This window comes from Actinomycetes bacterium (genome assembly GCA_035489715.1).
Taxonomy (GTDB): Bacteria; Actinomycetota; Actinomycetes; order JACCUZ01; family JACCUZ01; genus DATHAP01.
The window spans coordinates 1-8,181 of sequence record DATHAP010000194.1 but is presented as its reverse complement, the minus strand read 5'-3'; the positions used below and the strand labels follow the sequence as shown (position 1 = coordinate 8,181).

The following is an 8,181-nucleotide window of genomic DNA, read 5'->3' as shown; positions in this document are numbered from 1 at the left end:
CGTGATCGATGCACCCGGACCGCGGCGAACTCGGCGCGAATCGGGTGCAATCACCGCGGTCCGGGGGTCCCGGCCGGCGGCACGGACTCCGACATCAGCTCCTCGGTGGGCCCGGTCGGCCCGGTCGGCCCGGTCGGCCCGGTGGGCCCGGTCGGCCCGGTCGGCTCGGGCGGCTCGGGCGGCTCGGGCGACTCGGGCTCGGCGGTGAGCTCCGGCTTCAGGTCGAGCAGCCGGCCCAGCAGCCCGTTGACGAAGGCCGGCGACTCGTCGGTCGACAGCGACCGGGCCAGGGTGACCGCCTCGTCGATGACGACGGCGTCGGGCACGTCGTCGCGCCACAGCAGCTCGAACGTGGCCAGCCGGAGCAGGGCGCGGTCCACCGCGGGCATCCGGTCCAGCGGCCAGTCGCGGGAGTAGGTGCCCAGCAGCTCGTCGATGCGCTCCTGGTGGGCCACCACGCCCTCGACCAGCTCGACGGCGTACTCCGACACCGGGGGGTCGGCCGCGCGGAGCCGGCCGGCGAGGGTCTCCAGCACCGGGGCGGACCGCTGCTCGGCCTCGAAGAGGACGTCGAGCGCCCTCTTGCGAGCCTTGCTGCGGGCCGACATCAGGAGCCCGTCACGCGCCCGAGGTAGGACCCGTCGCGGGTGTCCACCTTGACTCTTTCGCCGGTCACGATGAACAGCGGCACCGCGATCTCGGCGCCGGTCTCCAGCGTCGCCGGCTTGGTGCCGCCGGTGGACCGGTCGCCCTGCATGCCGGGCTCGGTGTAGGAGATCGCCAGCTCCACCGAGGCCGGCAGCTCGACGTAGAGCGGGGTGCCCTCGTGGATCGCGACGACGGTGTCCTGGTTCTCGAGCATGAACTTCGCGCCCTCGCCCACCGTGTCGGCCGTCACGTGGATCTGGTCGTAGGACTGGGTGTCCATGAATACGAAGTCCGACCCCTCCTTGTAGAGGTACTGCATGTCGCGCTTGTCCACGGTCGCCGTCTCGACCTTGGTGCCGGCGTTGAAGGTCTTGTCGACGACCTTGCCCGAGAGCACGTTCTTGAGCTTCGTACGAACGAAGGCCCCGCCCTTGCCGGGCTTGACGTGCTGGAACTCCACCACCGACCACAGCTGGCCGTCGAGGTTGAGCACGAGGCCGTTCTTGAGGTCGTTCGTCGTCGCCACGGTGTCAGTCCTTCACGCAGGTCTCAGAGGACCAGCAGGTCCTTGGGGGTGGTCGTCAGCAGCTCTGGCTCGCCGTCACCCACGACCAGGGTGTCCTCGATGCGGACCCCTCCGCGCCCCGGGAGGTAGACCCCGGGCTCGACGGTGACCGGCGTGCGGGCAGCGAGTCTACCCGTCGCCGCGTAGCCCAGCAGCGGAGCCTCGTGGATCTCCAGCCCCACCCCGTGGCCGAGGCCGTGCGGGAAGGCCTCGCCGTAGCCGGCGTCCGCGACCACCCGCCGCGCGGTCGCGTCGACGTCGCGGACGTCGGCGCCGACGGCCAGCGCGTGCCGGCCGGCTCGCTGGGCGGCACGCACGACGTCGTAGATCTCCCGCTGCCACGCCTCAGGCTCACGGCCCACCACCACGGTCCGCGTGCAGTCGGCGTGGTAGCCGCCGTACAGCGCACCGAAGTCGATCTTCAGCAGGTCACCGCGGACGATCTCCCGCTCGGTCGGCCGGTGGTGCGGGACCGCGCTGTTGGGCCCGCTCGCCACGATCGTGTCGAACGCCGGGCCGTCTGCGCCGAGCTCGACCATCGCGGCGTCCAGCGCCCGCGCCACCTCGCGCTCGGTCTGCCCGGGCGCCACGCTGCCCAGGGTCTCGGCCAGGGCCCGGTCGCTGATCGCGCACGCCTCACGGAGCAGCGCGAGCTCGTCCTCGTCCTTGACCGTCCGCAGCCCCTCGACCGCATGGCCGAGCGGGCGCATGTCGGGTGCCCCGGGCAGTCCGGCCAGCTCGGCGTGCAGCTCCACCGTCACGTCGTGCGCCTCGAAGGCCAGCGGGCCCACCCGGTCGGCGGCGGCCCGGGCGACCAGCGCGCGGGCGCACTCCCGGTCCACGAGCTGCTCGAGGTCGGGTGCCTCGCCGCTCGCCTGCGTCGTGTAGCGGCCGTCCGTGGCGAGCAGCGCGCCGTCTGCCGTCACCAGCAGCGCCGCGTTGGAGCCGGTGAAGCCGGTCAGGTAGCGCACGTTGACCAGGCAAGTCACCAGCGCAGCCTCCGCCCCGGTCGCCCGCACGGCGTCGCTCAGCCGCCGGCGTCGTACGACGTGGGTGGCGGGCACGCCGCCACCTTAGAGCGGTGGGTCGGCCAGCCTTCTGGCCCATCGACCGACCGGGTCGCCCCACGCATCGGCGCGCACGTCGCCGTCGCGCAGGAACCCCTTGCCAGCGTAGAGCCGCTGCGCGCGGTCGTTGTCCTCGTGCGTGTAGAGCTGCACGGTGTCGTAGCCCAGGCCGGCCGCAAGAGCCACCGCCGCGTCGACCAGGACCGAGCCGATGCCCTCGCCCCAGCGGTCCGGCGCGACGAACACCATCGACAGGTGGCACCGCCCGGGCAGCACCGGCCCGGTGCCGCCGTCCTCGCGGGCAGGTGCTCCCTGCGCCACACCGACGACCACTCCGTCGTCGTCGGCCACGAGCACCCACACGTCGCCGAGGGCGAACCGCTCGCGCAGCATCTGCGGCACCTCGGGCGGCGACGGCGCCCCGCGCCGTGCGGTGTCGGAGGCAGCCCAGACGGCGATGGCGGCCTCGTGGTCTGCCGGCGCAGCCGGCCGCACCCGCACGGTCACAGCAGGCCGGCGACCGCGCGGAGGGCCAGACGGTAGGAGTCGACCCCGAAGCCGGTCACCGACCCGGTCGCCACTCCCGCGACGACCGACGTGTGCCGGAACTGCTCGCGGGCGGCGGGGTTGCTGAGGTGCACCTCGACGAGGGGGCCGGTCACCGTCGCGCAGGCGTCGCGCAGGGCGTACGAGTAGTGCGTGAAGGCCGCCGGGTTGAGCACCACTGCAGCTCCGCTGTCGGCCGCCTCGTGCAGCCAGCCGACCAGCTCGCTCTCGTCGTCGGTCTGGCGCACGTCGGCCTCGAGCCCGAGCTCCGCGGCCGCCTCGCGGCAGGCCGCGGCGAGGTCCCCGAAGGTCGCGGTGCCGTAGACCTCCGGCTCGCGGGACCCGAGGCGCCCGAGGTTGGGCCCGTTGAGGACCAGGACGGGCTGCGCAGTGGTCGGTGCGGTCACCGTCTGATCCTCTCGTACGTCGCGGCGAGCAGCTCGTCGTCGGGACCCTCGAGCCGGCCCGGTCGCCCGACGCCGTCGAGCACCACGAAGCGCAGCACCGAACCGCGCGCCTTCTTGTCGATGCGCATCGCGGCGATCAGCTCCGGCCACGGTCCGTCGTACGTCGTCGGCAGCCCGACCGCGGAGAGCACTGCCCGGTGCCGCGCGACAACGTCGGCCGTCAGTCGGCCCACGGCTGCGGCGAGCTCTGCCGCGTAGACCAGCCCGACCGACACCGCCTCGCCGTGCCGCCACCGGAACTGCTCGACCTTCTCGACCGCGTGGCCCAGCGTGTGGCCGTAGTTGAGCACCTCGCGGTCACCGGACTCGCGCAGGTCGCCCGCGACGACACCGGCCTTGAAGCGCACGGAGCGCTCCACCAGCTCGGGCAGCACCTCGCCGTCCGGGTCCAGCGCCGAGACGGGGTCGGCCTCGACAAGCTCGAGGACCTGCGGGTCGCCGACGAAGCCGGTCTTGACGACCTCGGCCATCCCGCTCACCAGCTCCGCCCTGGGCAGGGTGCGCAGCGTGTCGAGGTCGCACAGCACACCGGCCGGCGGGTGGAAGGCGCCTACCAGGTTCTTGCCCTCGGCGGTGTCTATGGCTGTCTTGCCGCCGACGGCGGCGTCGACCATGCCCAGCAGCGTGGTCGGCACCAGGACGGCCGCGACGCCGCGCAGCCAGGTGGCGGCGACGAAGCCGGTCAGGTCGGTGGTCGCTCCCCCGCCGACGCCGACCACGACGTCGGTGCGGGTGAAGCCGCGTCGGCCGAGCAGCGCCCACAGGTCGGCGGTCACCTCCGAGGTCTTCGCGGCCTCGCCGTCGGGCACGACGGCCCGGGTCACCTCGAGCCCGGCGCCGAGCAGCTCGCGCTCGATCGCCGGCACCAGCTCGGCGAGGGCGGGCGGGTGGACGAGCAGCGCGCGCTGAGCCCGGGTGCCGACCAGGCCCGCCAGCTCGCCGGTCAGACCACGGCCGAGCACGACGTCGTACGGCCGCTCCCCCACCACCCGCACCCGGGCGGGGCCGGTCACCGGGCCCGCTCGGCCTGGTCGAGGGCCTGCAGCACCGCGGCCGCGACCTCCTGGGCGGTCCGGCCGTCGGTGTCGACCCGCACGGTGGCGACCTCCTCGTAGACGGGACGCCGCGCCTCCATCAGGCGCAGCCACTGGGCCCGCGGGTTGCCGAGCAGCAGCGGCCGGTCGCGGTTGAGGCCGATCCGCGACGCCGCGTCCTTGATGCCCACGTCGAGGAAGACCACGGTCCGGCCGCGGAGCAGCTCACGGGTCCCGGGGTCGAGCACAGCACCACCGCCGAGCGCGAGGATCCCGTCGTGCTCGGCGAGAGCGGTGGCGACCGCCGACCTCTCGAGGGCCCGGAAGCCGTCCTCGCCCTGCTCCACGAACACGTCGCTGACGGGGGCCCCGGCGACGGCCTCGACGTCGTCGTCGGTGTCGCGGGCGGGCAGTCCGAGCGCCTCGGCCACCAGCCGGGCGACGGTCGACTTGCCGGATCCCGGCGGGCCGACGATGACGGCGTGCGGTGCCATCACCCGGTCACCGCACCTGCATCGTCTCGGGCAGGTGGTCCAGGTAGCCGGTGACGTTGCGCCGGGTCTCGTCGACCGAGTCGCCGCCGAACTTCTCGAGCACGGCGTCGGCGACGACCAGCGCCACCATGGCCTCCGCGACCACACCGGCGGCCGGCACCGCGCACACGTCGCTGCGCTGGCTGATCGCCTGGGCGGCGTCGCCGGTCGAGACGTCGACGGTGTCCAGCGCCCGCGGCACGGTCGAGATGGGCTTCATCGCGGCCCGGACCCGCACCGGGTCGCCGGTGGTCATGCCGCCCTCGATGCCACCGGCGCGGGCGGTGCGCCGGCGAAGGGCACCATCGGACGTACGCTCGATCTCGTCGTGGGCCTGCGAGCCACGGCGGCGCGCGGACTCGAATCCGTCGCCCACCGCGACCCCCTTGATGGCCTGCACGCCCATCAACGCGGCGGCCAGCCGCGAGTCGAGCCGGCGGTCCCAGTGCGCGTAGCTGCCGAGCCCCGGCGGCAGGCCGTGGACGAGCACCTCGACGACACCGCCGAGCGTGTCACCCGCGCGGTGCGCCTCGTCGATCTCGGCGACCATCGCCGCGCTCGCGTCCGGGTCGAGGCAACGCACCGGGTCGGCGTCCAGCCGGTCGACCTGGTCCGGCGTCGGCCAGCTCCCGTCCGGGGCGCTTGCCCCGCCGATGGCGACGACGTGGGACACCAGCCGTGCACCGGTGGTCTGCTCCAGGAGAGCGGCGGCGACGGCGCCGAGCGCGACCCGCGCGGCGGTCTCGCGTGCGCTGGCCCGCTCGAGCACCGGCCGGGCGTCGTCGAAGCCGTACTTCTGCATGCCGGCGAGATCCGCGTGGCCGGGCCGGGGCCGGGTGAGCGGGGCGTTGCGCGCCACGCCGGCCAGCTCCTCCGCGTCCACCGGGTCGGGGCTCATCACCCGCTCCCACTTCGGCCACTCCGTGTTGGCGACCGTGATGGCTACCGGACCGCCCTGGGTGACCCCGTGCCGGACCCCGCCAAGGAAGGCGACCTGGTCCTGCTCGAAGGACATCCGCGCGCCCCGCCCGTGACCCAGCCGACGCCTCGCGAGAGCGGCGACGACGTCGCCGGTGGTCAGCCGCACGCCGGCCGGCAGCCCCTCGAGGGTCGCGACCAGGGCAGGCCCGTGCGACTCCCCCGCGGTCAGCCAGCGCAGCATGCCGGGAATCCTCGCACGCTCCCGCACGTGGGAAGGCGCGCCGCCCGCAGTGCGGGCAGCGCGCCTCCGTCGAGTGCTCCGGCGAACCGTGTGGCGTCAGCCGATGCTGACCGCCTTGTCGCCGACTACCTTGAACGTCTCCTCGCCGTACTGGAAGTCGTTCACGGCGCCGCCGATGAATCGGACCTTGAAGTAGGTGGCGAAGACCTCGCCCGCCTTGAGGTTTCGGTGGAAGTTGCCGTCCACCTTGACGCTGATCCGGCTGTTGTCCGGCGCCACGTCGACCACCTTGAACCGGTGCGACGTCGACTCGCTGGGTGTGGTGGCCTCGGTCTGCGTCGTGCTGGCGTCCGAGGTTGTGCCAGTGGTGGTACCAGTCGTGGTGTCCGCGGTCACGCTGGTCGAACCGCCCGTCGACCCACTCGTGTCCACGGCGACCGCTTCCACGATGAGCGGCTCGAAGGGGTCCCGACCGAACGACTTGGCCGAGATCCGCTTCTTCTGCTTCTTGGTGCCCGGCGTGTCCGACGCCGGCGTGTCATCCTCCGTGTCGGGTGCTGCGACGACCGGCTTCCCCGGCTTCGCCACATCCGCTTCCTCGCTTCCGGCGAACACCAGGAAGTAGGCGGCGACTGCAAGGACGAGGAGACCTGCGACCGCGCCGAGGAGGAGCAGCTTGGTGCGGTTGCCGCTGCCGGTCGGTGAGACGTCCGGCTGAGGGGCCTGGGTCATCGTCTCTCCCTGGAAGGGGAAGCTCGAATCGCTCATGTCCGTGACTCCGACTCTCTACTGACCGGCCTGCGTGGTGCCGGTGGCTGTGGGTGTGGTCGCTGTCGTGTCTTGGGTGGCTGACGCGGGAGGCGACAGGAAGACCCGACCTTTCAGCTCGAGAGTGAGGTCCCCGGCCACCGCTTCGGCGCCCTCGACCTCGCCGATCGTGAAGCCGGTGACGAGGAAGGATCGGCGGAGGCCCTCGAGCCGGTTGACGAACTGCTCGAGCTCGAAGTAGCTCCCGCTCACCTGCACCGTCAGGGGCACGCGGTAGAGGGTCACCGGCGGCGGAACCGGCGTCGTGGTGGTTGCAGGGGTCTCGCTCGTGTCCGTCGACCCGGTCGTGTCGCTCGCCGACGACTCGGTCCCGGTGGTGACCGGCGCCGTCACCGCCTGGGGATCGAGTGCCGCTTCGGGCACGCTCGGCGCGAGGGAGTCGATCGTGGCACCTGTGTCGCGCCCTGCCTTCGTCAAGTCGCGGACGAGGCTGGGAAGCGCAGGGTTGTCCGGGATCTGCTTGCGCATGGTGGCGAGCTCAGCGCGCTGCTTGGGCAGCTCCAGCTGCTGAGCCTGGAGGACCTGGATCTGCTGCTCGAGACGGGCGTTCGCGTCCTCCCGGCTGGCTGCATCCGCCCGGAGGGCGGCGGCCTCCGATCGCTTCGGAGAGACCAGGAGGAACCAACCGGCCGCGACGATTGCCACGACGAGAACCGCCGCGAGAAGCGTCCACTTCCGAGTAACCGTCATGTCAGCTGCCCGCCTTCTGCGTGTAGCGACCCGAGAGAGCCTTCTCCGTGACCGTGGCCTGGCTCTCGAACGTCACCGACTTCTCCGTGCCGATCAGCTCCACCTCAGACCTGGTGAAGTAGGGCTGCGTCAGACCCTTGGCCTTGGCCAGCGAGTCGAGCCACGCAGCGACGTCGTTGTGGCGTGAGCCCTTCCCTTCGAAGGTCACTGTCCCGATGCCCGCGTCCAGGTACTGACCTGTCGAGGCGACTGGCGCCACGGCGGCGGTCGCTGCCCCGTCGACGTTCTGTTCGACGGTCATCTTGGTCAGCCAGACCTTGCTCGGCGTCGTCAGGCTCAGGTCGTTCAGGAAGTAGGACCAGCGGATCTCCTGCCCCATCGCCTCCGACAGCTGCGTCCTGGCGGCTTCCACCTGGGCGTAGACCACGGGGACTTCCGCGTACTCAGCGGCCTTGGCCTCCAGCGTCGCGTGCCTGGCATTAGCGGCCGCGACGTCGTCCTGCGCGTCAGAGACCTGTCCGGCGGCGAGCAGCGTCATCGCACCCACCACGCCGAGTGCGGCGACGACGCCGGCGCCCAGCCCGACCTGCACCTTGCGGGCGCGGCGATGCTGCTCGACCTCCGGCGGCAAGAGGTTGACC

10 protein-coding genes and 1 pseudogene are annotated in these 8,181 nt (G+C 72.7%); all 11 read right to left on the bottom strand.

Features of this window, described 5'->3' with window-relative positions:
* Positions 1 to 200 precede the first annotated feature (200 nt).
* Positions 201 to 608: pseudogene (gene nusB / locus VK640_15645) on the bottom strand (transcription antitermination factor NusB).
* Positions 608 to 1,174, bottom strand: a complete 567-nt coding sequence (gene efp / locus VK640_15640; protein HTE74608.1) for an elongation factor P — start codon at positions 1,172 to 1,174, stop codon at positions 608 to 610. The pseudogene nusB and the gene efp overlap by 1 nt, the downstream one beginning before the upstream one ends.
* A gap of 23 nt (positions 1,175 to 1,197) precedes the next feature.
* Positions 1,198 to 2,277 (bottom strand): aminopeptidase P family protein, encoded by a 1,080-nt coding sequence (locus VK640_15635; GenBank protein HTE74607.1) that lies wholly within the window; start codon positions 2,275 to 2,277, stop codon positions 1,198 to 1,200.
* Between the two features lie 9 nt (positions 2,278 to 2,286).
* Complete coding sequence (locus VK640_15630) at positions 2,287 to 2,787, bottom strand: GNAT family N-acetyltransferase (GenBank protein HTE74606.1); 501 nt, start codon at positions 2,785 to 2,787, stop codon at positions 2,287 to 2,289.
* A complete protein-coding gene (aroQ, locus tag VK640_15625; protein ID HTE74605.1) occupies positions 2,784 to 3,233 on the bottom strand; it encodes a type II 3-dehydroquinate dehydratase in 450 nt (149 codons plus the stop codon). The genes VK640_15630 and aroQ overlap by 4 nt, the downstream gene beginning before the upstream one ends.
* The gene (aroB, locus tag VK640_15620) at positions 3,230 to 4,306 is read right to left on the bottom strand and encodes a 3-dehydroquinate synthase (GenBank protein HTE74604.1); all 1,077 of its coding nucleotides are present in this window, start codon (positions 4,304 to 4,306) and stop codon (positions 3,230 to 3,232) included. Before aroB ends, aroQ begins: the two co-directional genes overlap by 4 nt.
* Positions 4,303 to 4,821 (bottom strand): shikimate kinase, encoded by a 519-nt coding sequence (locus tag VK640_15615; protein HTE74603.1) that lies wholly within the window; start codon positions 4,819 to 4,821, stop codon positions 4,303 to 4,305. The genes aroB and VK640_15615 overlap by 4 nt, the downstream gene beginning before the upstream one ends.
* 7 nt (positions 4,822 to 4,828) lie before the next feature.
* Positions 4,829 to 6,022 carry a chorismate synthase gene (gene aroC, locus VK640_15610; protein ID HTE74602.1) on the bottom strand — a complete coding sequence of 398 codons (1,194 nt, stop codon included), beginning with the start codon at positions 6,020 to 6,022 and terminating at the stop codon, positions 4,829 to 4,831.
* A gap of 96 nt (positions 6,023 to 6,118) precedes the next feature.
* Positions 6,119 to 6,790 (bottom strand): hypothetical protein, encoded by a 672-nt coding sequence (locus tag VK640_15605; protein ID HTE74601.1) that lies wholly within the window; start codon positions 6,788 to 6,790, stop codon positions 6,119 to 6,121.
* A gap of 18 nt (positions 6,791 to 6,808) precedes the next feature.
* Positions 6,809 to 7,495: a type 4a pilus biogenesis protein PilO gene (pilO, locus tag VK640_15600; protein ID HTE74600.1), complete on the bottom strand. Its 687-nt coding sequence runs from the start codon at positions 7,493 to 7,495 to the stop codon at positions 6,809 to 6,811.
* Between the two features lie 46 nt (positions 7,496 to 7,541).
* The coding region (locus tag VK640_15595) for a PilN domain-containing protein (protein HTE74599.1) at positions 7,542 to 8,181 on the bottom strand (640 nt) is incomplete at its 5' end.